Raw genomic sequence first — 24,453 nt, 5'->3', positions numbered from 1 at the left:
ACATTCAAAGGGGCATTTATTTCTTTATTTTAGTCGAGTATTGCCAGGCAAAAGCAACCAGCAGCATACTACCCGAGAATGTCAGCATTAAACTAGACAGAAATTCTGATTTTCCGGTTGAATAAAAATAAATCTCATTCACACCCACAGCAATCATCAAAATGGCATAGAGCAGACCAAGAATAGAAATAATCATTATCGTTATACTCCACAAAGCCGCATCAGGCGGTCAGAGTTTAATCGCATCCTCCCCGTCGTAATAAAACACTTCGGGGAGGATGCATCCAGGCGGATCTTTAGCGTTCATTAATCATCCCATTTAGAGCTCATATAGGCGGCGAACAGGCCCAGTGAGCTGATGATGCTCAGGAATCCTACAAAGAAGATCATGTTTCCCATTATTTCGTCCTCGATTAGTTATTGTCGATAAAAGCCTCTTTAATTAAAAAGTGGATAATCTCATTATTCATGAATATTTACGCACCTCCTGTTGACTGAGAATTAATTTCCGCTCCGGCAACCACACGGAGCGGAAGCCCCTTTATATCCCCAGCACGTGCTGGGCGATTTTGAAGTAGATAATCAGCCCAGTACCATCAATAAAGGTGGCTATAAACGGCGCCGACACTACCGCCGGATCAATGCCCACACGCTTGAGCAGCATCGGGATAATGGATGAAACAATGGCGCTCCAGACGGTAATCGCCACCAGCGACAGGCTGACCACCATAGTAACGTCCATACCCACGCCCATGATCCAGGCGCGCGCCCATGCTGCGATGCCGATGGTAGCGGCTATCAGCAGCGAGGTAGACACCTCTTTGCGGATCACCGCGCCCAGGTTACGCAGGCTGACTTCACCCAACGCCATGGCACGTACCAACGTAGAAGTGATTTGAGTACCGCTGTTACCGCCGGTACCGATCAGCAACGGAATGAAGAATGCCAGTGCTATCGCCGCTTCCAGCTGTTCTTCAAAGGCCTTTAACACATTGCCGGTATAGGCTTCGGCGACAAACAGCATCAGTAACCACACCGAACGCTTGCGCCACAATGCCCAGGGGCTGGTTTCGAGATAAGGCTTGTCCAGCGGCAGGCTGGCGCCCTGGCGTTGCGCATCCTCGGTATTTTCGTCTTCAATCAGCCGGGCGATTTCTTTTTCGCCCAGCACGCCCACCAGCGTTTTATTCACCACCACCGGTACTACGTCCAGCCCGCCCTTACCCAATAAATGGGCAACGTCATTACGGTCATCATCGGGAGAGACTTGGAAATAGCTGTGGTTGATCATCACGCCAACGGGTTTATCATCGTCTTCGCACTGCAATAATTTTTTTACCGATAGCGTACCGCGCAGATGATAATCATCAGCAGTGACAAACAGCTGAGCGGGAATTTCATCCGTTTTTAACTGAGAAAGAAAATATTCCTTGGCTTTGTTGACCGTCATATTGCCGGGAACGGTAATAAAATCGGCGTTCATATAGCTCGCAATCGAAGACTCGTCTTGAGTTTCAGCATGGGCCAGCGCCGGGGAGAGGTAATTTTGATGTGACTTCATTATGTTAGTCCCTATTTCTGTTTAAACTTCAACAGCGAATCGCATAGGGGCGTTAACCACAGAGGGAGTGCAGAAAGCCTATCTCCGCGTCCAGGTTTTAGCACTATACAACGTATCTGATGTGTTAATCAGAAGTTACTTTGGGCTGAACCTTAATCCGATAAAGCCTGTCTTAACCTTGGGCATCTCTCGATGTCGTCAGATCAGTAACCTGTGTTTGTATAGGAGCCTCGCCAAACGAGATACTGCATATAAACTACGGGGGGCAGTATAGGCAGGGTTTTTAATCGATGGGCAAAAATCTGGCTTGCCGTTGATGAAACATTTAGAAAAAACATTTTCGGTAAAAATAATAAAATGTGGGCCGGAACAATCCTAACCCACATTATTTACCGTCAATGCGCGAGGATATACACGTTTTTGTCGTACAACGGCCCCTGGCGGGTAAAGTCGATGCCTTTCACATAGGGTTTGACCAGCGTGGCGTTAGCCTCGTAGTACACCGGTGCCACCGGCGTATCCACCGCCAACACATCTTCTGCCTGCTGGAAGGCCTGCTGCACCTGTTCCGGGCTTTGCGCCGCGGTAGCCTGGTGCAGTAGCCGATCGTAATGCTCATTGGCATATTTGGCCGAGTTCTCGCTGCTGGTAGAGCGGAATACATTCAGGAAAGTGGAAGGATCGTTGTAATCCGCCAACCAACGGCTGAACGCCGCACTGTATTGACCGTTGTTGATATTGTCCAATACCACCTTGCGCTCCTGATTTTGCAAAGTGACCTCTGCTCCCAGGTTCTTTTTCCACATCGCGCTAGCGGCGATCACAATTTTCTTGATGGTGGCGTCGTTGCTGTACAGCAGAGTGAAACGTAACGGATGCTGCGCGTTAAAACCGGCTTCCGCCAGCAGCTTTTTCGCTTGGGCAATACGTTGCTCTTGCGACCACCCCGCCGCCACGCCAGGCTGTAAGGTAAAGCCACCGGAGCCGGTTGGGGTAAAGGTCCAGGCCGGCTGTTGACCATAGCCCAAGACCTTGCCGGCAATGACCTGTTTATCCAGCGCCAGATTCAGCGCCTGACGCACCCGCACGTCGTTAAAGGGCGGCTGCCGGTTATTAAAGGCAAAGTAGCTGGTCGACAGCAGCGGATAAGTCACCAGTTGCTCATCGCCCAGGTTTTTTTTCAGCTGTTGGTATAACTCTGGCGGCGCGCTATAACCCAGTTCGATCTCACCGGCGCGAAAACGCGCCACTTCCGGGAACCCTTGCAGCGGCAGGAATGTCACCTTATTGAGCACCGTGTGGGCGTTATCCCAATACTGGGTATTTCGCTCTACGACCACTTTTTCATTCACCACCCACTGCGCCAGTTTGAAAGCTCCGTTACCGACGAAGTTTTGCGGTTGGGTCCAGTTTTTGCCGTATTGCTCCACCACTTTCCGATTTACCGGCAGCACCGGAAAATGCACCAGCTGTTTAAGCAAATAGGAGTTAGGTTCAGCCAGCGTCACCTGCAGGGTATGGGCATCCAACGCTTTCACGCCCAGTTCGCTCGGCGGTTTGCTACCGGCGTTAATTTCCGCCGCATTCAATACATAGGCCGACGCCAGATAGCTGCCGTAGGGTGAAGCGGTTTTGGGATCGGTCAAGCGCCGCCAGCTAAAGACAAAATCATCGGCGGTCACCGGATCGCCATTTGACCATTTCGCTTCTGGCCGCAGATGGAAGGTCCAGACAGTCCCCTTAGTTTCCCACTTAGTGGCCAATGCGGGGATCACCTCGCCATTTTTTCCCACCCGCAGCAGCCCTTCAAACAGGTCATTGAAGATATAAAATTCCACGTTGCTTTCCGCCAGGTTCAGATCCAGCGTAGCCGGCTCGTAACCATTGGCCCGCACCAGCTCCTGTTTGGCGGCCAGTTGAACGCCTGCAGGCACCTCGGCGGCCTGCACCGCCATGCCAGCCTGCAAAGACAAGATGATTAGACCAGTCAATCCCTTAAGCTTGAATGAATATGTCACGTCGTTATCCCTTAATGGTGTTTTGTCGACGCCTATATTCATCGAAGCAGTTGAATAAATTAAATCATTAAACGCTATGACTCATAACCAAAATAACTGGTGTGAAACAACATGAATTTCTTTCATTATCAGACTCCTACTCGCCATCCTGATGAGTCTGTTTTTCACCAGGGCTGAAGCAATGTTAACGGCTATCCGGCCAACACTTAATGGCGATGGTTGAATGCATTAAACGGCGTCACTCATGGTTCTGAGAGCAGCGGCACCGACCGCGGAGATGACAGGCCAAACAGCGAGGTTATTGGTTTCATTGCACTGCCAATCGATTAACGCATTATAAGTACTGATGAATTAGCGAATAAAATAATCAATAATACTCAAGCTTAATTTTTCCTTAAGACAAGATAATTAGTGAGCAATTTATAAAAATAAATTAATACGAATCGTTTTCACTATCATTATTAATGTTCTTATATACAATCAGGGCTGCTATACAATCAGGGCTGCCCGGCATTCGTCAGGCCTTATTCATTCGCTTTTCTTCTCTGCACTCTCTCAATAAAAAGGATGACTGTATGAAGCTGCGTTTCACTTCTCTCGGCCCCATTGCCCTGTTGGCGTCGTCCATGATGCTGGCGTTTTCCGCCAATGCCGCATCTCAGGATGAAGGTATCGTTATTTATAACGCCCAGCATGAAAACCTGGTGAAATCCTGGGTGGACGGTTTTACCAAAGACACCGGCATTAAAGTGACCCTGCGTAATGGCGGCGACAGTGAGTTGGGTAATCAACTGGTGCAAGAAGGGAGTGCATCCCCTGCCGACGTTTTTCTGACGGAAAACTCCCCAGCGATGGTGTTGGTGGACAACGCCAAACTGTTTGCGCCCCTGGACGCCGCTACCTTGGCCCAGGTTGAACCGCAGTACCGTCCACAGCATGGCCGTTGGATAGGCATTGCTGCCCGCTCAACGGTGTTCGTCTACAACCCGGCTAAGTTGACCGAAGCGCAATTGCCGAAATCACTGCTGGATCTGGCCAAGCCGGAATGGAAAGGCCGCTGGGCTGCCTCACCTTCAGGTGCGGATTTCCAGGCGATCGTCAGCGCCTTGCTGGAGCTAAAAGGCGAGAAAGCCACCCTGGAATGGCTGAAAGCGATGAAAACCAACTTCACCGCTTACAAAGGCAACAGCACCGTGATGAAAGCGGTGAATACCGGCCAAATCGACAGCGGTGTCATCTATCACTATTATCCCTTTGTCGACGGTGCCAAGACCGGCGAGAACAGTAAAAATATCAAGCTCTACTACTTTAAACACCAGGATCCGGGTGCTTTTGTCAGTATCTCCGGTGGTGGCGTGTTGGCCTCAAGCAAACACCAGCAGCAGGCTCAGGCGTTCGTGAAGTGGATCACCGGTAAAAACGGCCAGGAGATCCTGCGTACCAACAATGCGTTCGAATATGCCGTGGGCGTTAACGCAGCCTCCAACCCGAAACTGGTACCGCTGAAAGAGCTGGACGCGCCAAAAGTCGACGCCTCCGCGCTGAACAGCAAAAAAGTCGTCGAATTGATGACCGAAGCTGGTTTGTTGTAAGCCAGTCTTGTCCGTAAAGAGAGCTTTTAACCCTATGTCGAATATAGGTTTCAACGCTGCCGGTGCAGCGCCACGTTACGCTTCAGCCCGACGCCATCAGCGGCCGGGGCTGTTTATCGTGGCGGTCGCCATTTTACTCTCCCTGCTGGCCCTGTTGCCGTTGGGGTTTGTCATTAGCGTGGCGTTTGAAACCGGTTGGCCGACGGTGAAAGCTCTGGTTTTTCGCCCCCGGGTGGCCGAACTGCTGCTTAATACTCTGTTGCTGGTGGTCTTCACACTGCCGATTTGCGCCGTTCTTGGGGTGGCATTGGCCTGGTTGACCGAGCGTACCACCTTGCCCGGACGGCGTATCTGGTCACTGTTAGCAACCGCACCGCTGGCGGTGCCCGCCTTTGTGCAAAGCTACGCCTGGATAAGCCTGGTACCTTCGATGCATGGCTTGGGCGCAGGGGTCTTTATTTCGGTCATTGCCTACTTCCCGTTTATTTACTTGCCGGCCGCCGCAGTACTGCGCCGGCTTGATCCCGGTATTGAAGACGTCGCCACTTCGCTGGGCACCCGCCCGCTGGCGGTGTTTTTCCGCGTGGTATTGCCCCAGCTGAAATTGGCGATTTGGGGCGGTTCACTGTTGATCGCTTTGCATTTGCTGGCGGAATACGGCCTGTATGCGATGATCCGCTTTGATACCTTCACCACCGCCATTTTCGATCAGTTCCAGTCCACTTTTAACGGCCCGGCGGCCAATATGCTGGCCGGGGTACTGGTGCTTTGCTGCCTGGTGCTGTTGCTGCTGGAAGCCGGCAGTCGAGGCCGAGCGCGCTATGCTCGCGTCGGTTCCGGCAGCGCCCGTAGCCAGAACGCTTACTGTCTTGGGCCTGCCGCTACCCTGTTCGGCCTGCTACTGCCCTTGGTGCTCACCGCGCTGGCGCTGGGCGTGCCCTTTATCACGCTGGCCCGCTGGCTGACCTTGGGTGGATTTGAGGTCTGGCGCAATACCGAACTGCTGCCAGCCCTGCTGCAAACGCTGTCATTGGCGGCCAGCGGAGCGCTGTTGATCACCTTATGTGCCATACCAATGGCCTGGCTTTCGGTACGCTATCCGGCACGACTGTATCGGATTTTGGAAGGCTGCAATTATGTCACCAGCTCGCTGCCCGGTATCGTAGTGGCGTTGGCGTTGGTCACCATCACCATTCACAGCTTCCGCCCAATTTATCAAACCGAAATTACCCTGCTGCTGGCCTATTTACTGATGTTTATGCCGCGAGCCTTGATCAACCTGCGTGCGGGCATCGCTCAGGCACCGGTAGAGTTGGAAAATGTGGCGCGCAGCCTCGGCCGATCCCCGGCGCAGGCGCTGTGGAGTACCACGCTGCGACTGGCGGCTCCCGGCGCGGCCGCCGGTGCGGCACTGGTGTTTCTGGCCATCTCCAACGAATTGACTGCCACCCTGCTGCTGGCCCCCAACGGTACCCGCACGTTAGCTACCGCTTTCTGGGCGCTGACCAGCGAGATCGACTATGTGGCGGCGGCCCCTTACGCGCTGATTATGGTGGTGTTGTCGCTGCCACTGACCTGGCTTCTTTATTCTCAATCCAAACGCACGGCGGGATTATGAGCACGCTTGAACTACAAGGCATCGGCAAGTCCTATAACGCGATCAAGGTGCTGGAGCATGTTGATTTGCAGGTGGCCCCGGGCAGCCGCACCGCGATTGTCGGCCCTTCCGGCTCGGGGAAAACCACCCTGCTGCGCATCATCGCCGGCTTCGAAATACCGGACAGCGGTCGGGTGATGTTGCAGGGCCATTCGATGGACAATGGCAGCGGCTGGGTGCCGGCGCACCTGCGGGGCATTGGTTTTGTCCCGCAAGATGGCGCGCTGTTTCCGCACTTCACCGTGGCTGGCAATATCGGTTTTGGCCTGAAGGGCAGCAAGCGCGACAAGCAGCTGCGTATAGATGCGCTGATGGACATGGTGGCGCTGGATCGTCGCCTGGGTGCACTGTGGCCCCACGAACTTTCTGGCGGGCAACAGCAACGCGTGGCGTTGGCCCGGGCACTCTCCCAGCAGCCGAAATTGATGTTGCTGGATGAACCCTTCTCCGCGCTGGATACCGGCTTGCGTGCCGCGACCCGCAAAGCGGTGGCAGAGCTGCTGGCCGAAGCCAAAGTGGCGTCTATTTTGGTGACCCACGATCAGACTGAAGCGTTGTCGTTTGCCGATCAGGTGGCGGTGATGCGCAATGGCCGTCTGGCACAGGTTGGGCCGCCGCAGGATCTTTATCTACGACCGGTCGACGAACCCACCGCCACATTTTTAGGTGAGACGCTGGTGCTCTCCGCCGATCTGGAACAGGGTTGGGCCCAGTGCGCGTTGGGGCGGATTGCCGTGGACGACTGTAACCGCCGTGGGCCTGCTCGCATCATGCTGCGGCCGGAGCAAGTCCAAATCAGTCAGTCCGAGTCGCAACACTCCAGCCAGGCGGTAGTGACCCACATCGATTTCGCCGGTTTTGTCTCCACCCTGAATTTGCGTATGGCCAACAACGACGCCACGATTGAACTTAAAACCGTCAGCCGCGAAGGCCTTCGCGCCGGTACCCTGGTCAATCTGAATATCATCGGTCAGGCACATATTTTTGCCGGGTAATGCCTGCCACTCAGTCAAACCGGTGCCTTCAGAACAGGCATCGGTATCCCCCGAACCTGGCCTTCGCGTTGCAGTACTCTGGCGTCTCACTCAACTCGCTCAACGATAAAACCTATCGCAGCCATCGTTGAGTAAAAACCCTTTCATCAACTACGATTAGTTTGTGACCGGTGCAAGCATTCACCCGTCCGGAGATAACCCACAGAGGATTATCATAATTATTCATGCTGCTTAAAGCCGCCCTTCTTTGATGCGGCTAAGAAAGGTTAATTATGTCACGTACTACCCCCCTCGAACGCTACCGCAATATCGGCATCTCGGCGCATATCGATGCCGGCAAAACCACCACCACCGAGCGGATTCTGTTTTACACCGGGGTCAGTCACAAGCTGGGCGAAGTGCACGACGGCGCCGCCACCATGGACTGGATGGCGCAGGAGCAGGAACGCGGCATTACCATTACTTCGGCGGCGACGACCTGTTTCTGGAACGGCATGCAGCATAATTATCCGCAGCACCGCATCAATATTATCGACACCCCCGGGCACGTAGACTTTACCATTGAGGTCGAACGTTCGATGCGCGTGCTCGATGGCGCGGTCATGGTCTACGACTCGGTGGGTGGCGTACAGCCACAGTCGGAAACCGTCTGGCGCCAGGCCAATAAATACAAGGTGCCGCGGCTGGCGTTCGTCAACAAAATGGACCGCGTGGGCGCTGACTTTTTCCGCGTGCGCAAAATGATGATCGAGCGCCTTAAGGCCAATCCGGTACCGATCGTCATACCCATTGGTGCTGAAGACCACTTCACCGGCGTGGTGGACTTGGTGACCATGAAAGCAATCCTGTGGGACGAAGCGACCCAGGGCATGAGTTTCAGCTTTGAAGAGATCCCGGCGGATCTGCGTGAATCGGCACAGGAATGGCGGGATAAAATGGTCGAAGCTGCCGCCGAAGGCTCGGAAGAGCTGATGGACAAGTACCTTAATCAGGTACCGCTAAGCGAAGAGGAAATCGTTCGCGGCCTGCGCCTGCGCACCGTGGCCGGCGAAATTCAGCCGATGCTGTGCGGTTCCGCATTCCGCAACAAAGGGGTGCAACGCATGCTGGACGCGGTGATTGAGCTGATGCCCTCGCCACTTGACGTTCCACCGATGGAAGGCCACGACGAGCGCGACAATATCGTGATCCGCCGCGCGTCTGACGATGAAAAGTTCTCGGCGCTGGCATTCAAGCTGATGACCGATCCTTTCGTCGGCCAATTGACCTTTGTGCGAGTGTATTCCGGCGTATTGGCCAAAGGCAGCAGCGTATACAACCCGGTGAAGGGGAAGAAAGAACGTATTGGCCGCATCGTGCAAATGCACGCCAACGATCGTAAAGATGTCGAAGAGCTGCACGCCGGTGATATCGCCGCCTGCGTGGGGCTAAAAGATGTTACCACCGGCGACACCCTGTGCGATCCCAACGCGATTATCACGCTGGAGAAAATGGTGTTCCCGGAACCGGTCATCGCTCAGGCGATTGAGCCGAAAACCAAAGCCGATCAGGAGAGGATGGGCATCGCGCTGCAACGCCTTTCCTCAGAGGATCCGTCATTTCGCGTGCGTACCGACGAAGAGTCGGGCCAGACCATTATTTACGGCATGGGCGAACTGCATTTGGAAATTATCGTCGACCGCATGCGGCGTGAATTTGGCGTGGCGACCACCACCGGCAAACCGCAGGTGTCCTACCGCGAAACTATCCGCAAGCGCGTGACCGACGTGGAAGGCAAGTTCGTGCGCCAGTCCGGCGGTAAAGGCCAGTACGGCCACGTGGTATTGACGGTGGAACCCAATGAGCCGGGCAAGGGCTTTGAATTTTTCGATGAAATCAAAGGCGGCGTGATCCCGGGCGAATTTATCCCGGCGGTGAGAAAAGGCGTGCTGGAAGCCTTGAATAACGGCGTGCTGGCTGGCTATCAGGTGGTCGATGTCAAAGTGCACCTGACCTTTGGCTCTTACCACGACGTCGACTCCTCGGAGCAGGCGTTCCGTATGGCGGCCATCTTCGGTTTTAAAGAGGCCTGCCGTCAGGCGGATCCGGTGATCCTCGAACCCATTATGTCGGTAGAGGTAGAAACGCCCGAAGATTACGCCGGCAGCGTGATGGGCGATCTGTCGTCACGCCGCGGACTGGTGCAAGGGATGGAAGATATTCCGGGCGGCGGCGGCAAGGAGATTCATGCCAAGGTGCCGCTGTCGGAGATGTTTGGCTATTCCACCACCTTGCGCTCGATGTCGCAGGGGCGCGCCACCTACACCATGGAGTTCAGCCACTACGCCGAAGCGCCGCGCAACGTGGCCGAAGAGATCATTCACCACAGCAAAAAGTAAACTTACCGCCTGCCGCGCTCTGCGGCAGGCATTACTCCTTGGCCCCAATACTGACCACCACCGGCTGTGGCTTAATCCGCATCGCAGACACCACTCCCACGATCAGGCAGGCAATACCGCCCAACGTCAGCAGCGGTGGCCAGGCCTGGCGCAGCATAAAGGTGTAAGCCAACCCCGCCAGAATTTCGAAGACGATCAGCGGCCCGACCAACACCGTCGGCAGGCGCTGACTCGCCTCATTCCAGCACAATGCGCCAATCCACGAACACAACATGCCAATGGCAATCATCAACGGGACAAATACTTCAGGTCTGGGTCCGAAAGGCAACGCAAACTCCGGCTGGGTAAAAGCCAATTGACCGCAAACCACCACGTAACCGATCAGTGCCAGCGGCAGCGTCACCAGCCCCTGAGCCGTTGCCCAGGTTGCGGACCTTTGGCCCGGGTTCTCCCGCAGCCAGCGGGCATTACGCAATGGGAACCAGGTCCAGCACGCCACCGCCAACACCGCCAGGCCCAAGCCGCTGGTATAACGCCAGACGTCAACCGGGGCCGTATTGCCCTGCAGTTCGGCAACGTTGACCAATGCCAGACCGCAGGCAATCAGCACCAGCGCCGGCGTCAGTTTACGCCAGGAAAGTCGGCCATCGTGCTGGCTGTAAAACAGGTTGGCGGTCACCGAAATGACCACCGGCAACGTACCGATAATCATGGTAGAAACCGGCGCGCCAGTACGTTGAATGGCACTCGCCAGGCACAGGTAATACAGCAGGTTGCCAATCGCCGTCAGCTTTAACGCCTCCAGCCAATCGTGACGATGTAACTTTTTCAGACGATGACGATCAAACCACGCCAACGGCAAGGCAATCAGCCCAAAGGCCAGATAACGCCCGGTCGACTGCAACGCCGCCGGGTATTCAGGGATTAACACCGGGCCGACAAAAATCAGCCCCCACATCAGCCCGGCAGACAAGGCAAATAACACGCCGACAAACATAATGACTCCATCAACAACCGGGAACAGCAATGCGGACCCGTGATTAAATACTTGGGGGTCAGCCTAACGAGCTCGGGCGGGAAAATATTGTAGCAGGTTGCTGTTTTAGCGGTTGGTGACCTGTTTCTGGTAGCGCACTGGCGTGACACCGTAACGATTGGCAAAGGCGCGCGTCAAATGCGCCTGATCGGTCAACCCCGCCGCTGCCGCCACCTGGGCCGCGGGCATACCGCGCCCCAGCATCAGTTTGGCCTGTGACAGACGGATCGCCATCAGCATCTGTTGGGGGGATACGTGATATTGGGCTTTGAATTTACGCAGAAAATGATATGGGCTGAGCGAAACCAGCGCCGCTAACTGCTCCAGCGTAATGACAGAGGCAAAGTTATCGTGCAGGTAGCTTTTGACGATATCGAAACGGTGCGCCGCCTCTGCCTTCAACGGACGTGCCGCCTGAATGTGTGGGCGGAAAATGCCGATGACCTGCATCAGCAAGTCGTCGATGGTCAAGGGATCTTTGGCTTGCCACAGCGCGGCCAGCGTGGCGGACAATCGCTGCGCCGCCAATGGCTCCTCGCGTACCGCTTCGGTAAACCAGAACCCCTGCTCACCCGACAGCAATTCCAGCGTGTCCGGCTCCAGATACAGCATCCGGTAATTCCAGCCGCCGGCGGTTTCCGCCTCACCGGTGTGCAACTCGTCCGGGTTCATCAATACCAACGAACCCGGCGCCGCCAAATGTTGCGCGCCACGGTAGCGGAAACGTTCAGCGCCAAAATCGACGGTGCCAATGGCGAATGCATTGTGCGTGTGCGGCTCAAAAACATAGCGCTCTATATGGGCGTGATAAAGCTCAACGCCCGGCACCTGCGGCAAATGCCGAAATTGCGCGCTGTCTTTTTCAAAGGGAAACTGTTGTGGAACACCCTGCACCTTGCCACCCTGCTTCTATTTCGCTGGTGCCGATATGATAGTCAACGCGGCAGGTTTTGAGTAGTGCGTAACGCGGTTCTCTGGACGCTGGTACTCATTCAGCGTAGGGTATTTTACTCAGCGCCCGGCGTCAGCAAGCCGGCACCGGCGTCTTGATTATCCCGCCGCAGAACGGGAAACCCGTTTTTAACCCCTTGAAAGTAAGAGGCAACAATGTATCCAGATACTCAACTCTATATCGACGGACAATGGCGTAACGCAGTCGCCGGCAAAACCACGCCGGTCACCAACCCCGCGACCGATGAGGTGATTGGCAGCGTGGCGCATGCCGCCGCAGCCGATCTTGATCTGGCACTGGACGCAACCGAACGCGGTTTTAAAGTCTGGCGCGACACCTCCGCCTATCAGCGTGCAAACCTGATGCGCAAGGCCGCAGCGTTGTTGCGTGAGCGCGCCGAGAAGATCGCCGCCATCATGAGTCAGGAACAAGGCAAACCGGTGGCGCAGGCCAAGGTTGAAATTCTTAATTCGGCGGATGTGATCGACTGGTTTGCCGGCGAAGCCAGCCGCACCTACGGCCAGATTATCCCGTCCCGCAGTCGCGATGTGCAGCAGCAGACCCTGAAACTGCCGGTTGGGCCGGTTGCCGCCTTTACTCCGTGGAACTTCCCGATTAATCAGATCGTACGCAAACTGTCCGCCGCGCTGGCAGCAGGCTGTTCGATCATCGTCAAAGGCCCGGAAGAAACTCCGGCCTCACCGGCGGAGCTGATCAGAGCCTTTGCCGACGCAGGCGTGCCGGCGGGCGTTATCGCGCTGGTATACGGGACTCCGGCGGAGATCTCCGAGTACCTGATCCCGCATCCGACCATTCGCAAAATCTCGTTCACCGGCTCCACCCGCGTGGGTAAACATTTGGCGGCACTGGCCGGCCAGCACATGAAGAAAGCCACCATGGAGCTGGGTGGCCACGCGCCGGTGTTGATTTTTGACGATGCCGATCTCGACGCTGCCGCCAAAGAGCTGGCGTTGGCCAAATTCCGCAACGCCGGCCAGGTCTGCATCGCCCCGACCCGTTTCCTGATCCAGCAAGGCGTTTATGAAGCCTTCGTTGAAAAATTCACAGCCGCGGTGCGTGATATCAAGCTGGGCAATGGTCTGGAGGAAGGCGTCACCATGGGCCCGATGGTTCTGCAACGCAGCGTAGAAGCCATTGATGCCTTTGTGAAGGATGCGATTGCCCAGGGTGCTAAAGCCACGACCGGCGGTCACCGGGTGGCGGGCGTCGGCAATTTCTTCGAACCGACGGTATTACGTGACGTGCCGTTGAGTGCGCGCGCGATGTCTGAAGAACCTTTTGGTCCGGTAGCCCTGCTGCGTCCGTTCACCACTTATGAGGAAGCCATTGCCGAGGCTAACCGCCTGCCATACGGTCTGGCGGCTTACGCCTACAGCCGCAGCATCGCCACGGTGACGGCGCTGGGACGCGATGTGGAAAGCGGCATGCTCAGCATCAACCATATCGGTTTTGGCCTGCCGGAAACGCCGTTTGGCGGGGTGAAAGACTCCGGCCACGGTACCGAAGGCGGCAGCGAAGCGATCGAATCCTATCTGGAAACCCGCTTCGTCACCGTCGCCGGCCGTTAAGCCATTCAGGCCGGTACATATGCCCCGTATCATTCATACGGGGCATTTTTTATCAGCCAACCTTGTCGAACAACACCCGCGCCGCCGGGGTCAAGCCCAGCATGTGAATGCAGGCATGCACCATGCCCGGCAGCCGCTCGCAACGCACCGCTACGCCCGCCTCCTGTAACCGCTTGGCATAAAGCTCGGCTTCATCACGCAACGGATCGTATTCGCAGCTGAGAATGGTCGCCGGGGGTAACCGCTGTAACCTTGGGGCATGCAGTGGCTCTGCGTAAGGATCCTGCGGCTTGTCCGCTTCGCCCAGATAGGTGTTCCAACAAAACGCCATCACTTCCCGCGTCAAATAATACCCTTGCGCGTACTCCTCATAGCTTGCGGTATCCATAGCACGACTCAATGCCGGATACAGCAACAGCTGATGCTCAATCTGCGGCCCCTTGCGGTCTCGGGCCAATAACGCCACCGCCGCGGCCAGGTTGCCGCCTGCGCTGTCGCCGCCTACCGCCATGCGGGCAACGTCAACGCCCCACTCATCGGCCCTTTCCACCACGCCGCACAGGGCCTGATACACGTCCTCAAGCGGCCGTGGATAGGGATACTCAGGCGCCAACCGGTAATCAACCGACAGGATCACTCGCCCGGTGGCATTGGCCAGTGCCTGACAAGGCCGGTCATACAGCGCCAGCGATCCCAGACACCAGCCGCCGCCGTGGGCATACAGCATCGCAGGCAAAGGCTCACCCGGCGTCGCTCCTCCCGGCGTATAGGCACGAATGGCGATAGCCTGCCCGTCGTCAGCGGTCACCCAACCATCACGGACGCCACCACTGGCTTCGGCTTCACCCTGCAGCGCCAACAAGCCGGCCTGAGCGACCTCCCGCATCTCACTGAGCGATGCAGGCGCTGGTGCCTGCGCAGCCTCCGCCAGAAAACGAGCAATCTGAGGATCAAGCGGCATGGTTCTGGCTCCCTGACAGGAAGGGGATCACCAACGCGATAAATTCCTCGTGACACTCTTCGGTGATGAAATGGCCACAGCCGGCCACGGTTTCTCCTCGCAGATCCACCGCGTTGTCACGCAGCGTGACGAATGGCGCCTCGCCAGTAGCATGTTCTGCACCAATGGTCATCACCGGCATGGTTAGCCGAGTCTCTGCCCGCCGCTGGTTTTGGCGGATGGTTTCCGGAATGGCGCGGTAGTAGTCAAAACCGGCCCGCAGGCTTCCCGGTGCTGAATAGGCGGCAATATAGGTTTCTGCCGCCACCCGATCCCGACGATAGGACCAGCGGTTAAAGATATAGCTGAGATACTCCCTCTCACGGCCCAGCGTCAACGTCTCCGGCAGATCCGCCAGTTGGTTGAACATGAAGTGCCACAGGAAAATATTTTGATCTGCCGGGACAAAAATCGGTGGCGCCGGTGCCAGGCCAGGAATAACCGCTTCCGTCAGCACCAGCCCCGTCACCGCCTGCGGGAAGTCACTCGCCATTGCATAGCCAACCCACATGCCGATGTCATGGCCGATCAGTTGGTAACGTTCATGCCCCAGTTGCAGCATGGTCTGGTGCAGCGTCGCGGCAACGCTGCCGGTGTCATATCCCCCGATCGGCTTGTCCGAATCGCCGATGCCCGGCGGGTCTACCGCTATCGCTTTAAAACCGGCCGCCGCCAGCGCTTGCATGACATGACGCCAGGTAAACCAGGTCTGCGGCCAGCCAGGGATAAGCAATACCGGCTGCCCTTCGCCCAGCGTGACGCAGTGGATGCGGTTACCCTTTACCCGCGCATAGACGTGTTCCGGCTCAGGTCCATTGGTCATGGACCCGTTATTTTGCAGTGTCATTGATGTTCTCCGTCGTGGAATTGCGGGCTCAGCGCAGGCCGAGCAAGGTATTGATTTGCTGTTGATCAACCGGCGCACCGGCGAAGTCATCAAACACCTTGTCGGTCACGTTGATGATGTGATCACGAATAAAGGCGGCACCTTCGCGAGCCCCATCCTGTGGATGCTTCAGGCAGCATTCCCACTCCAGCGTGGCCCAACCGTCGTAACCGTGCTGCGTCAGCCGGGAGAAGATGCCCTTGAAATCCACCTGGCCGTCACCCAATGATCGGAAACGTCCGGCGCGCTCGGTCCATGACTGATAACCGCCGTAAATGCCCTGCCGCCCGGTCGGATTGAATTCGGCATCCTTGACGTGGAACATGCGAATGAAATCCTTATAAATATCGATGTAATCCAGATAGTTCAGCTGTTGCAGCACGAAGTGGCTCGGATCGAACAGTATTTGGCAGCGCGGGTGTCCGCCAACACGCTGATGGAACATTTCAAAGGTCACGCCGTCGTGCAGGTCTTCACTGGGGTGGATTTCATAACACAGGTTCACCCCCTGTTCATCGCAGGCGTTGAGCACCGGTAGCCAGCGTTTGGCCAACTCATCGAACGCGGTTTCGATAAGCCCCGCCGGGCGCTGCGGGAACGGGAATAGATAAGGCCAGGCCAGCGAACCGGAAAAGGTGCCCATTTCGGTCAGGCCCAGTCGCGCTGAGGCTTTGGCCGCCAGCAGCAGTTGCTGGTGCGCCCACTCGCTGCGCGCCTGCGGGTTGCCATGCAATGCCGGTGGCGCAAAGCTGTCGCACAATGCGTCATAAGCCGGATGCACCGCCATCAGCTGACCGAAAATGTGGGTGGTCAGTTCGCTGACTACCAGTCCCTGCTCCGCCAGCATGCCGATCAGTTCGTCGCAATAAGTCTGGCTTTCCGCCGCGGTGGCCAGATCAAACAGTCGGCTGTCCCAGGCGGGGATCTGCAGGGCTTTAAAACCGGTTTCTGCCGCCCATTGAGCGATAGCCGGCAAGCTGTTGAATGGGGCAGCGTCGTCACTGAATTGGGCGAGATGCAGGCTTGGACCTTTCAGGGTTTTCATCGTAAACTCCTATTGTTTGTCGATTGACAAACAATAGGCTTAAATGAATCTCTCAGCAAGCGAATTTTAAAAACTCGTTGGTATTACAATAGATTTAAGCGATCCTGTTTCGCTGAGGGACAGGCAACCAGGAATTGATTAATGGCAGGCAGACCGCGCGAATTCGACCGTGAGCAGGCGTTACTGAAAGCACGAGATTTATTTTGGCGTCAGGGGTACGAAGGCACCTCGATGTCGGATTTGGTGACCGAACTGGGCATCGCTTCCGCCCGTATCTACAAGGCGTTCGGCTCGAAAGAGTTGCTGTTTCGTGAAGCCATCGAAAGTTACGAAAGCCATGAAGGCGGATTTGCCGATCGCGCATTCAGTGAAGAAAGCAGCGTGCGCCTGGCGATAAAACGCATGCTGGACGATGCAGTGGCGCTCTACAGCCGCGCAGACCTGCCGCAGGGGTGTATGGTGGTTTCCTCTGCCGCCAGCGTCAGCGACGAAAACAGCGGGATCAAAGCCTGGCTGGCGGAACATCGTCTGCTTCGCACCCAAGGCATTATTGATCGCCTGCACGCCGCCGTCGCCTGCGGTGAACTGCCGCCCGATACCGATGCCGATGCTCTTGGCGACTATTTCGCCGCCTTCCTGCACGGATTGTCGATTCAGGCGCGCGATGGCGTCAGCAGGGCAAGATTGGAAGCGGCGGTCAAAATTGCGCTCGCCACGTTGGATTGATCACTCCGGCAAATCAAAAATCACCAGGGTGCCCTGGCTGCCCGCCAGCACCCGATGCGGCACGCCAGCGGCGGCCTGATACAATTGCCCGGCGTTAACCGTGATTTCCTCACCCTGCACTTCAAGCCGCAGTTGCCCGGCGATCACCAGCAATCCTTCATGATAATCGTGGACCTCTTCGGCAATCTCACGCTGATCCATCCGCAACACTTTGATATTGGCCGCGCCTACCTGCCCAAGTACGCTGGAGCGCCATGCCTGCGGCAAATCGGCGGCCAGCGCGGTAAGATCGAATAATGACATAAGCCCTTCATCAGCAAGCAGCGCCCTTCGCTGCCACGGCAATTTACTCCCTCGCGCTCCGACGGCTAAATAACCTTTGCTTTTAACCTATAGCCAGACGGATCAAACCGGCACCCGACGGCTGATCTCCACCACCTGATCGCTGGGCAAATAATAATAATCCGTCACGTGCATGCCGTTACGCACCATCAGCGCAAAAATGTTGCGCTGCCAGGCCGGCAATCGGTCACGGGCTTCACGGCGCACCACGCTTTCATGGCCCAGGTAATAGGTAGCATCGTCAAAGTTCAGCCCGGTTTTCTGCGCCTCCGCATGCTGTAATAAACGCGGAATATTGGGTCGTTCCATAAAGCCATAGCTGGCTACCGCGCACCAGAAACCCGGCGACTGTTGCCTCATCACCAAACGTTCGGCGTTTGCCACCCGCGGTTCGTTAACAATCATGATGTGCAGCGCCAGCACATTGGCGTGCAGCGAACCGTTGCGTTTAACCTGCCATCTCATCACCGGCGGTGTACCATTTAACGTTCGGGTCAGAAAAATGGCCGTGCCTGGCACCCTTGGGATGTTACGTTCTTCAAGATGCGCCAGAAAATCCGCCAGCGGCAGGTTCTTTTCCCCCAGCGTGCGGGAAGCCGCCAGCACCCCGCGATGCCAGATTAACATCACGCCATAGACCAGCGTGGCCATCAGCAACGGGACATAACCGCCCTGCATGACTTTGCTGAGGTTAGCCAACAGGAAGCTGAGATCGACGATAAAAAAGCCGCCGGCAACCAACAGGCTGGCGAGCGTTCCCCAACGCCATACTTCGCGCATGGCCACAAACAAAAGCCCGGTGGTCATGATCATGGTGAGAGAAACCGCAATGCCGTAAGCCGCGGCAAGATTGTCGGAAGACTTGAAAAACACCGTCAGAAAAACCGTCACCGCCATCAGCAACCAGTTGATGGCACCGATATAGATTTGCCCGTAGCTCTCCTCAGTGGTCTGTTTCACCCGCAAACGCGGCAACCAACCCAGTTGGATTGCCTGACGAGTCATGGAAAAGGCGCCGCTGATGATCGCCTGACTGGCGATAATGGTGGCCAAGGTCGCCAGGATCACCAGAGGGATCTGCAGCATCGGCGGGCACAGGCGGAAAAAGATGTTTTGGGTGACGTCGGCGCCGGAGAGGATCAACGCGGCCTGGCCGGCGTAGTTCAGCAGCAGGCTGGGGAAGACGATACCAAACCAGGCCAGCCAAATCGGCTTTTTGCCAAAGTGCCCCATGTCGGCATACAGCGCCTCTGCGCCGGTGACGCAGAGAAACACCCCACCCAGCACTAAAAAGCTGGTCAGCCCGTTGGAAAACAGAAAGTGGATGCCGTACAGCGGATTCAATGCCATCAGCACCGCCGGATGCTGAACGATGCCCCAAATACCCAGCACCGCGATAGAGAAAAACCACAGCGCCATGATAGGCCCAAAGACTTTACCGATACGCGCGGTCCCTAACGGCTGAATGGCAAACAAGCTCACCAGGATCAGCACCGCCGCAGGCAAAATATAGGGTTTCGACTCGGGCAGCACGATGTTCAGCCCTTCCAACGCCGACAGCACCGAAATCGCCGGGGTAATGGCCCCGTCGCCGTAGATCAGCGCCGCACCGAACAGGCCGGCAAACAGCACCATCGGCCGGGCCTTTTTCTTGCTGACCAGTAACGACATCAACGCCATAATGCCGCCTTCACCGCGGTTATCGATGCGCATGGCAAACATGGCGTATTTCAGCGAGGTGACGATCACCAGCGTCCAGAAAATCAGCGACAGCAGGCCCAGGATCACCGGCGCGGACGGCGCATCCCCCGAGAGATAGAGCACGGTTTTCAGGGTGTATAACGGGCTGGTGCCGATATCACCAAACACTACCCCCAGTGCGCCACCGGCCAACAGCGGCATGCTTATTTTCGGCGTCTGTTCCTGTTCATTCCCTGTGCTCATCGAAGTTTCCTGAATAAGCCATTACGATTTATTCAGGATAGTCAATTCAGGCGGTTAGCGCGTGCCGATATTGGGTGAAAACCTTCAGTTCCCCGCCTCTTTCAGCAGCCAGCGCTGCAAGTTCAACCCTTCTGGTGACAGTTCATTGTCTTGCCGCACGCACAGGTAGTAATCGCGCCCATCGTCAATCGCCAGATCGAACAACTTAACCAGCTCACCGCTGTTGAGATAGGGTTCGATCAGGGGTTCACGCATCAGCGCACAGCCCAGGCCCGCCTGCACCGCCGCCAACGTTAGCAGACCGTCTTCAAACATCGGGCCGGTACTGCGCAGCGGTCGTTTGACACCGGCTGACTGAAACCACTGCATCCAGGTAGCGCGCTCTTCGTCGTGCAGCAACGGCAAAGGTGCAAGTTGCTCCGGCGTGTCCAACAGCCCGTGCAGCTTGATAAAGCTGCGGCTGCATACCGGCACCATTTTGCCGGACATCAGTTTTTCACTGCGATAGCCGCTCCATTGCCCCGCACCAAAGCGGATCGAGATATCTGCGGCATCGCTGAGGTAATTGCGATGATTGGCATACACCACGTTGATATCTATCTCGGGATTTTCGCGCAGAAAGCCGCGCAGTCGCGGAATGAACCAGCCCATGCCGAACAACGGGATCAGGCTGATGGTGACCTGCCGGGAAGCCGACTGCTCGCGCACCTGCTCGGTTGCCTGACGCAATACGTTAAATGCCGAGCGGATAGAACGGTAATAGTCCCGTCCTTCGCTGCGCAATATTAACCGGCGCCCCTGGCGTTCGGTCAGCGGCATTTGCAGAAAGGCCTCCAGCGTTTTGAGCTGATGGCTCACCGCCGAAGGCGATATTTCCAGTTCAAGCGCCGCGGCGCTGATGCTCCCCAAACGCGCGATAGCCTCAAATGCCCGCACGGCGCGCAGCGGTGGATCATTGGGTAACGACGCATTGCATTGTTCTGTTTTTTTCATATGTTGACTATTTTGCTGAAAAATCGCCGATGATTAAAAATTAATATACAAATAAATCAAACAATTAAAAACACACATTTTCTGTATAAGAAATTATTTTTCCGTATTTTACAATTTTTTTTAATTCTCTACTGTGAGCTTCCTGAATCATTATTTTTCGGGACTCCTTCCTATGGATACGCTGGTACAGCAGACCGTCAACGGACTGATGCTTGGCAGCATTTATGCATTGATTGCCCTGGGTTACACCATGGTGTACGGCATTCTGCGCATCATCAATTTTGCCCACGGCGATGTGCTGATGGTCGGCGCGCTGAGCGCGTTGTCCGCCATCGGTGTGTTACAACATCATTTCCCGACGCTATCACCTTACGTCACGCTGTTGCTGGCGGCGCTGATCGCCATGGCGGTCTGCTCGCTGGTATCGATGAGTATTGAGCGTCTGGCCTATCGCCGTCTGCGCAATGCCCCGCGCCTGGCACCGCTGATCAGCGGGATTGGCGTTTCTCTGCTGCTGCAAACGCTGGCGATGCTGATCTGGTCACGCAATCCCTTAATGTTCCCGCAACTGTTGCCCATGGAGCCCATCGCCCTGACGTCTGGCAGAGCCAACCACGCGCCGGCAGTGATCACCGGTACCGCTATTGCCACGCTGGCTATCGCGCTGCTGGTGATGGCCGGGCTGCTGCTATTGGTCGAACACTCGCGCTTTGGCCGCGCCATGCGCGCCACGGCGGAAAACCCGCAGGTTGCCGGCCTGATGGGCATAGACCCCAACCGCATCATCGTTCTGACGTTCGCCCTCGGCGGTGCTTTAGCGGCCGTGGCGGGCATCATGATGGCCAGCAACTACGGCAATGCCGGTTTCTCCATGGGGTTCCTGCCGGGCATCAAAGCCTTCACCGCCGCCGTATTGGGCGGTATCGGCAACCTGCGCGGCGCCATGCTCGGCGGCCTGTTGCTGGGGTTGTTCGAGTCGCTGGGCACCGGTTATCTCGGCGAACTGACCGGGGGCACCTTCGGCAGTAATTATCAGGACGTTTTCGCCTTCCTGATATTGATCGCCGTTTTGGTATTTCGCCCATCCGGCCTGCTGGGCGAACGCGTCGCCACCCGCGCCTGAGGATACAAAATGACTGTTTTGACTCACCTACAGCAAACCGATTCCCCTGGCCGCGCCAAACTCGGCGTGGCGCTGTTTATGCTCGGCCTGCTGCTTGCCCCCTGGGTGGCCGGTGCCGCCGGTGGTAACTACTGGGTGCGGGTGATTGATTTTGCCTTGCTCTACCTGATGCTGGCGTTAGGGCTGAACATCGTGGTTGGCCTAACCGGTTTGCTGGACATGGGGTTTATCGCTTTTTACGCGGTAGGCGCCTACCTGACCGCTCTGCTGTCGTCACCCCACCTGACCGAGCAGTTTCCAATCCTGTTGCAGTGGTTCCCCGATGGGCTGCATTTGTCGATCCTGCTGCTGATCCCGCTGGCGGCAATATTGGCGGCGTTGTGCGGCATTCTGCTGGGCGCACCGACGCTGCGACTGCGTGGAGACTATTTGGCGATCGTCACCTTGGGCTTCGGCGAGATCGTCCGCATTTTGATGCGCAATCTGGATCGGCCGCTGAACATCACCAACGGCCCCAAAGGGATCTCCGGCATCGATCCGGTTTCACTGTTTGGCCTGAAGTTTTCGGGCATGCATCAGTGGTTCGGTTTCCGCTTTTCGTCACTGTACCTCTATTACTACCTGTTCGCCGCCCTGCTGCTGCTGATCCTGTTTATCTGTTTTCGCCTGCAACATTCACGGGTGGGTCGGGCCTGGACCGCCATCCGCGAAGATGAAGACGCGGCACGGGCGATGGGCATCAATACCCGTAATTTCAAGCTGTTGGCATTCGCCATCGGCGCCACTTTTGGCGGCATCGCCGGCGCTTTATTCGCAGCATTTCAAGGATTTGTCTCACCGGAGTCCTTTACGCTGCAAGAATCCATCGCGGTACTGGCGATGGTGGTATTGGGCGGCATGGGCCATATCCCCGGGGTGATCCTCGGCGCCTTGTTGCTGGCCGCCTTGCCTGAACTGCTGCGCAGCACCATGGGGCCGCTGCAACAGGCCCTGTTCGGCCAGGTGTGGATCGATCCGGAAATCATCCGTCAGCTGTTCTACGGGCTGGCGTTGATTCTGGTGATGCTGTATCGCCCGGCAGGCCTGTGGCCCGCACGTCATCCACAGGGGGCCACTTTATGACGCCGCTTCTCACGCTCAGTCACGTCAGTAAACGCTTTGGCGGATTAACCGCGGTGGACAATGTCAGTATCAGCATCCGTCAGGGAGAGATTTACGGCCTGATTGGCCCCAACGGTGCCGGCAAAACCACCTGCTTCAACCTGATCACCGGTCTGTACCGCGCCGACAGCGGCGAATTCCGCCTGCATGATCAACGCTACAGGCCGCAGGCTATCGATAAGGTGGCCCAGGCCGGTATCGCCCGCACCTTCCAAAACCTGCGCCTGTTCAATGAGATGAGCGTGCTGGAAAACGTGATGGTCGGCTGCCACTTGCGCACCCGCAACGGCCTGTGGGCAGCGATTTCACGCCATCGGCGCGCCCGACAGGAAGAACAGGCCACGCGGGAAAAATCCCACGCGCTGCTCGACTACGTCGGCATCAGTCAGTTCGCGCATTATCGCGCCGGCGATCTTTCCTATGGCCACCAGCGCCGGCTGGAAATCGCCCGGGCATTGGCGACCGAGCCCAAATTGTTGGCGTTGGATGAACCCGCCGCCGGGATGAACGCGGCCGAAAAAGTGGCACTGCGCGATCTGCTGCTACGCATTCGAGACAGTGGCAAAACGCTGTTGCTGATCGAGCATGACGTCAAGCTGGTGATGGGGCTATGCGACCGCATGACGGTGCTCGACTACGGCAAAGTCATCGCCGAAGGCGAACCGGCACAGGTAAGGCGTGAGCCTGCGGTGATCCGCGCTTATCTGGGAGGCGCTGCCCATGTCTGAGCCCTTACTCAGCGTTAAAAATTTAAAAGTGTCTTACGGCGGGATTCATGCGGTGAAAGGCATCGATTTTACGGTGAACAGCGGCGAACAGGTGACGTTAATCGGCGCCAACGGCGCGGGCAAGACCTCCAGCCTGCGCGCTCTGACCGGCCTGCAGCCGTTTGAAGGAGAAATCCTGTTCGACGGCCTTTCCATTCGTGGCGTACCCCCGCATCGCTTGCTGCAGCAGGGGCTGGTGATGGTGCCGGAAGGCCGCGGGATTTTCGCCCGCATGACGGTATTGGAGAATCTGCAGCTTGGCGCTTATTCACGCTCTGACAAACCGGCGGTTCGACAGGATATGGAGCAGGTTTGCGCGCTTTTCCCTCGCTTGCGCGAACGGCTGCGTCAACAGGCCGGATTACTTTCCGGTGGTGAGCAGCAGATGGTGGCGATCGGTCGTGCACTGCTGAGCCGCCCGCGCCTGCTCATACTGGATGAGCCCTCTATGGGCTTGGCGCCTATCGTGGTTGAGGCCATTTTTGAGGTTATCAAACGCCTGTCACGTGACGGTGTCACGCTACTGCTGGTTGAACAAAACGCCAGGCTGGCGCTGGCGTCGACCGATCGCGCTTATGTGCTGGACAGCGGCAATCTGAACCATAGCGGCCGCTCTGCCGACCTGCTGGACGATGAAAAAATTAAACAAGCCTATTTGGGCGAATAACCGTTTTTACTTTTAACCACA

The 24,453-nt window shown here is 56.6% G+C and carries 22 protein-coding genes and 1 riboswitch; of the genes, 10 read left to right on the top strand and 12 right to left on the bottom strand.

Translation table 11 applies throughout. The features are described 5' to 3' along the window. Positions 1-16: 16 nt before the first annotated feature. The 4 genes from NR114_RS05125 to NR114_RS05110 all read right to left on the bottom strand — a co-directional run bounded on the left by NR114_RS05125 (position 17) and on the right by NR114_RS05110 (position 3,621). Positions 17-196 carry a hypothetical protein gene (locus NR114_RS05125; protein ID WP_020827000.1) on the bottom strand — a complete coding sequence of 60 codons (180 nt, stop codon included), beginning with the start codon at positions 194-196 and terminating at the stop codon, positions 17-19. A gap of 110 nt (positions 197-306) precedes the next feature. Then, on the bottom strand, positions 307-399 hold the full coding sequence (gene mgtS, locus NR114_RS05120; protein ID WP_020827001.1) for a protein MgtS: 93 nt from the start codon (positions 397-399) through the stop codon (positions 307-309). A 142-nt stretch (positions 400-541) separates the two neighbouring features. After that, positions 542-1,564, bottom strand: coding sequence for a magnesium transporter (locus tag NR114_RS05115; protein WP_082144822.1), 1,023 nt, complete (start codon positions 1,562-1,564; stop codon positions 542-544). A 72-nt stretch (positions 1,565-1,636) separates the two neighbouring features. After that, a riboswitch (M-box (ykoK) riboswitch) is annotated at positions 1,637-1,810 on the bottom strand. A gap of 146 nt (positions 1,811-1,956) precedes the next feature. After that, complete coding sequence (locus tag NR114_RS05110) at positions 1,957-3,621, bottom strand: ABC transporter substrate-binding protein (RefSeq protein WP_256813706.1); 1,665 nt, start codon at positions 3,619-3,621, stop codon at positions 1,957-1,959. Positions 3,622-4,154: 533 nt separating this feature from the next. Between NR114_RS05110 and NR114_RS05105 the strand changes: the two genes are divergently transcribed. The 4 genes from NR114_RS05105 to fusA all read left to right on the top strand — a co-directional run bounded on the left by NR114_RS05105 (position 4,155) and on the right by fusA (position 10,201). After that, positions 4,155-5,171: an iron ABC transporter substrate-binding protein gene (locus NR114_RS05105; RefSeq protein WP_234529212.1), complete on the top strand. Its 1,017-nt coding sequence runs from the start codon at positions 4,155-4,157 to the stop codon at positions 5,169-5,171. 34 nt (positions 5,172-5,205) lie between these two features. Then, complete coding sequence (locus NR114_RS05100) at positions 5,206-6,789, top strand: iron ABC transporter permease (protein ID WP_234529211.1); 1,584 nt, start codon at positions 5,206-5,208, stop codon at positions 6,787-6,789. Next, positions 6,786-7,823, top strand: coding sequence for an ABC transporter ATP-binding protein (locus NR114_RS05095; protein ID WP_176983532.1), 1,038 nt, complete (start codon positions 6,786-6,788; stop codon positions 7,821-7,823). The genes NR114_RS05100 and NR114_RS05095 overlap by 4 nt, the downstream gene beginning before the upstream one ends. A 272-nt stretch (positions 7,824-8,095) precedes the next feature. Then, positions 8,096-10,201, top strand: a complete 2,106-nt coding sequence (fusA, locus tag NR114_RS05090; protein WP_122079439.1) for an elongation factor G — start codon at positions 8,096-8,098, stop codon at positions 10,199-10,201. A 31-nt stretch (positions 10,202-10,232) separates the two neighbouring features. Here the strand turns inward: fusA and NR114_RS05085 are convergent, their stop codons facing one another. Continuing rightward, positions 10,233-11,198 carry a DMT family transporter gene (locus NR114_RS05085; RefSeq protein WP_020827008.1) on the bottom strand — a complete coding sequence of 322 codons (966 nt, stop codon included), beginning with the start codon at positions 11,196-11,198 and terminating at the stop codon, positions 10,233-10,235. Positions 11,199-11,303: 105 nt separating this feature from the next. After that, on the bottom strand, positions 11,304-12,131 hold the full coding sequence (locus NR114_RS05080; protein ID WP_149573213.1) for an AraC family transcriptional regulator: 828 nt from the start codon (positions 12,129-12,131) through the stop codon (positions 11,304-11,306). 213 nt (positions 12,132-12,344) lie between these two features. Between NR114_RS05080 and NR114_RS05075 the strand changes: the two genes are divergently transcribed. Next, positions 12,345-13,778, top strand: a complete 1,434-nt coding sequence (locus NR114_RS05075; RefSeq protein WP_048758792.1) for an NAD-dependent succinate-semialdehyde dehydrogenase — start codon at positions 12,345-12,347, stop codon at positions 13,776-13,778. 52 nt (positions 13,779-13,830) lie between these two features. On the opposite strand, the gene NR114_RS05070 is transcribed toward NR114_RS05075, so the two are convergent. Genes NR114_RS05070 through NR114_RS05060 form a run of 3 tightly spaced genes read right to left on the bottom strand, consistent with a single transcriptional unit; the run spans position 13,831 to position 16,709 of the window. Then, a complete protein-coding gene (locus tag NR114_RS05070; RefSeq protein WP_187961346.1) occupies positions 13,831-14,739 on the bottom strand; it encodes an alpha/beta hydrolase in 909 nt (302 codons plus the stop codon). Then, positions 14,729-15,625, bottom strand: a complete 897-nt coding sequence (locus NR114_RS05065) for an alpha/beta fold hydrolase (protein WP_115058757.1) — start codon at positions 15,623-15,625, stop codon at positions 14,729-14,731. The genes NR114_RS05070 and NR114_RS05065 overlap by 11 nt, the downstream gene beginning before the upstream one ends. 28 nt (positions 15,626-15,653) lie before the next feature. After that, entirely contained in the window at positions 15,654-16,709 is a 1,056-nt protein-coding gene (locus NR114_RS05060) for a sugar phosphate isomerase/epimerase (protein WP_020827013.1), read from the bottom strand. A 141-nt stretch (positions 16,710-16,850) separates the two neighbouring features. Here NR114_RS05060 and NR114_RS05055 point away from each other — a divergent pair, with 141 nt between their 5' ends. Further along, complete coding sequence (locus NR114_RS05055) at positions 16,851-17,435, top strand: TetR/AcrR family transcriptional regulator (RefSeq protein WP_046373465.1); 585 nt, start codon at positions 16,851-16,853, stop codon at positions 17,433-17,435. On the opposite strand, the gene NR114_RS05050 is transcribed toward NR114_RS05055, so the two are convergent. From NR114_RS05050 to NR114_RS05040, 3 genes are all read right to left on the bottom strand, one after another. Beyond that, positions 17,436-17,738, bottom strand: a complete 303-nt coding sequence (locus tag NR114_RS05050; RefSeq protein ID WP_048758784.1) for a cupin domain-containing protein — start codon at positions 17,736-17,738, stop codon at positions 17,436-17,438. Between the two features lie 102 nt (positions 17,739-17,840). Further along, on the bottom strand, positions 17,841-19,721 hold the full coding sequence (locus NR114_RS05045; protein ID WP_115058755.1) for a potassium transporter Kup: 1,881 nt from the start codon (positions 19,719-19,721) through the stop codon (positions 17,841-17,843). An 84-nt stretch (positions 19,722-19,805) separates the two neighbouring features. Next, on the bottom strand, positions 19,806-20,714 hold the full coding sequence (locus NR114_RS05040; RefSeq protein WP_129982799.1) for a LysR substrate-binding domain-containing protein: 909 nt from the start codon (positions 20,712-20,714) through the stop codon (positions 19,806-19,808). A 172-nt stretch (positions 20,715-20,886) separates the two neighbouring features. Here NR114_RS05040 and NR114_RS05035 point away from each other — a divergent pair, with 172 nt between their 5' ends. The 4 genes from NR114_RS05035 to NR114_RS05020 are packed head-to-tail and all read left to right on the top strand — an operon-like array spanning position 20,887 to position 24,432. Then, positions 20,887-21,837, top strand: coding sequence for a branched-chain amino acid ABC transporter permease (locus tag NR114_RS05035; protein WP_256813701.1), 951 nt, complete (start codon positions 20,887-20,889; stop codon positions 21,835-21,837). Positions 21,838-21,846: 9 nt separating this feature from the next. Next, positions 21,847-22,959 (top strand): ABC transporter ATP-binding protein, encoded by a 1,113-nt coding sequence (locus tag NR114_RS05030; protein WP_256813700.1) that lies wholly within the window; start codon positions 21,847-21,849, stop codon positions 22,957-22,959. Further along, positions 22,956-23,726 (top strand): ABC transporter ATP-binding protein, encoded by a 771-nt coding sequence (locus tag NR114_RS05025; RefSeq protein ID WP_234529203.1) that lies wholly within the window; start codon positions 22,956-22,958, stop codon positions 23,724-23,726. The genes NR114_RS05030 and NR114_RS05025 overlap by 4 nt, the downstream gene beginning before the upstream one ends. Continuing rightward, positions 23,719-24,432 (top strand): ABC transporter ATP-binding protein, encoded by a 714-nt coding sequence (locus tag NR114_RS05020; RefSeq protein WP_174574285.1) that lies wholly within the window; start codon positions 23,719-23,721, stop codon positions 24,430-24,432. Before NR114_RS05025 ends, NR114_RS05020 begins: the two co-directional genes overlap by 8 nt. Positions 24,433-24,453: the final 21 nt, after the last annotated feature.

Origin of the sequence: Serratia sp. Ser99 (assembly GCF_024519545.1) — a bacterium.
Taxonomy (GTDB): Bacteria; Pseudomonadota; Gammaproteobacteria; order Enterobacterales; family Enterobacteriaceae; genus Serratia; species Serratia liquefaciens.
This window is presented reverse-complemented; position numbering and strand designations above follow the sequence as displayed.

Bases quoted from the DNA above. Each gene is read 5' to 3' on its own strand.
- NR114_RS05045 (WP_115058755.1), bottom strand. From the start codon at position 19,721: ATGAGCACAGGGAATGAACAGGAACAGACGCCGAAAATAAGCATGCCG.
- NR114_RS05100 (WP_234529211.1), top strand. From the start codon at position 5,206: ATGTCGAATATAGGTTTCAACGCTGCCGGTGCAGCGCCACGTTACGCT.
- NR114_RS05085 (WP_020827008.1), bottom strand. From the start codon at position 11,198: ATGTTTGTCGGCGTGTTATTTGCCTTGTCTGCCGGGCTGATGTGGGGG.
- NR114_RS05035 (WP_256813701.1), top strand. From the start codon at position 20,887: ATGGATACGCTGGTACAGCAGACCGTCAACGGACTGATGCTTGGCAGC.
- NR114_RS05110 (WP_256813706.1), bottom strand. From the start codon at position 3,621: ATGAATATAGGCGTCGACAAAACACCATTAAGGGATAACGACGTGACA.
- NR114_RS05065 (WP_115058757.1), bottom strand. From the start codon at position 15,625: ATGACACTGCAAAATAACGGGTCCATGACCAATGGACCTGAGCCGGAA.
- NR114_RS05060 (WP_020827013.1), bottom strand. From the start codon at position 16,709: ATGAAAACCCTGAAAGGTCCAAGCCTGCATCTCGCCCAATTCAGTGAC.
- NR114_RS05070 (WP_187961346.1), bottom strand. From the start codon at position 14,739: ATGCCGCTTGATCCTCAGATTGCTCGTTTTCTGGCGGAGGCTGCGCAG.
- NR114_RS05095 (WP_176983532.1), top strand. From the start codon at position 6,786: ATGAGCACGCTTGAACTACAAGGCATCGGCAAGTCCTATAACGCGATC.
- NR114_RS05105 (WP_234529212.1), top strand. From the start codon at position 4,155: ATGAAGCTGCGTTTCACTTCTCTCGGCCCCATTGCCCTGTTGGCGTCG.
- NR114_RS05020 (WP_174574285.1), top strand. From the start codon at position 23,719: ATGTCTGAGCCCTTACTCAGCGTTAAAAATTTAAAAGTGTCTTACGGC.
- NR114_RS05125 (WP_020827000.1), bottom strand. From the start codon at position 196: ATGATTATTTCTATTCTTGGTCTGCTCTATGCCATTTTGATGATTGCT.
- NR114_RS05025 (WP_234529203.1), top strand. From the start codon at position 22,956: ATGACGCCGCTTCTCACGCTCAGTCACGTCAGTAAACGCTTTGGCGGA.
- NR114_RS05055 (WP_046373465.1), top strand. From the start codon at position 16,851: ATGGCAGGCAGACCGCGCGAATTCGACCGTGAGCAGGCGTTACTGAAA.
- NR114_RS05075 (WP_048758792.1), top strand. From the start codon at position 12,345: ATGTATCCAGATACTCAACTCTATATCGACGGACAATGGCGTAACGCA.
- fusA (WP_122079439.1), top strand. From the start codon at position 8,096: ATGTCACGTACTACCCCCCTCGAACGCTACCGCAATATCGGCATCTCG.
- NR114_RS05040 (WP_129982799.1), bottom strand. From the start codon at position 20,714: ATGAAAAAAACAGAACAATGCAATGCGTCGTTACCCAATGATCCACCG.
- NR114_RS05030 (WP_256813700.1), top strand. From the start codon at position 21,847: ATGACTGTTTTGACTCACCTACAGCAAACCGATTCCCCTGGCCGCGCC.
- NR114_RS05050 (WP_048758784.1), bottom strand. From the start codon at position 17,738: ATGTCATTATTCGATCTTACCGCGCTGGCCGCCGATTTGCCGCAGGCA.
- mgtS (WP_020827001.1), bottom strand. From the start codon at position 399: ATGGGAAACATGATCTTCTTTGTAGGATTCCTGAGCATCATCAGCTCA.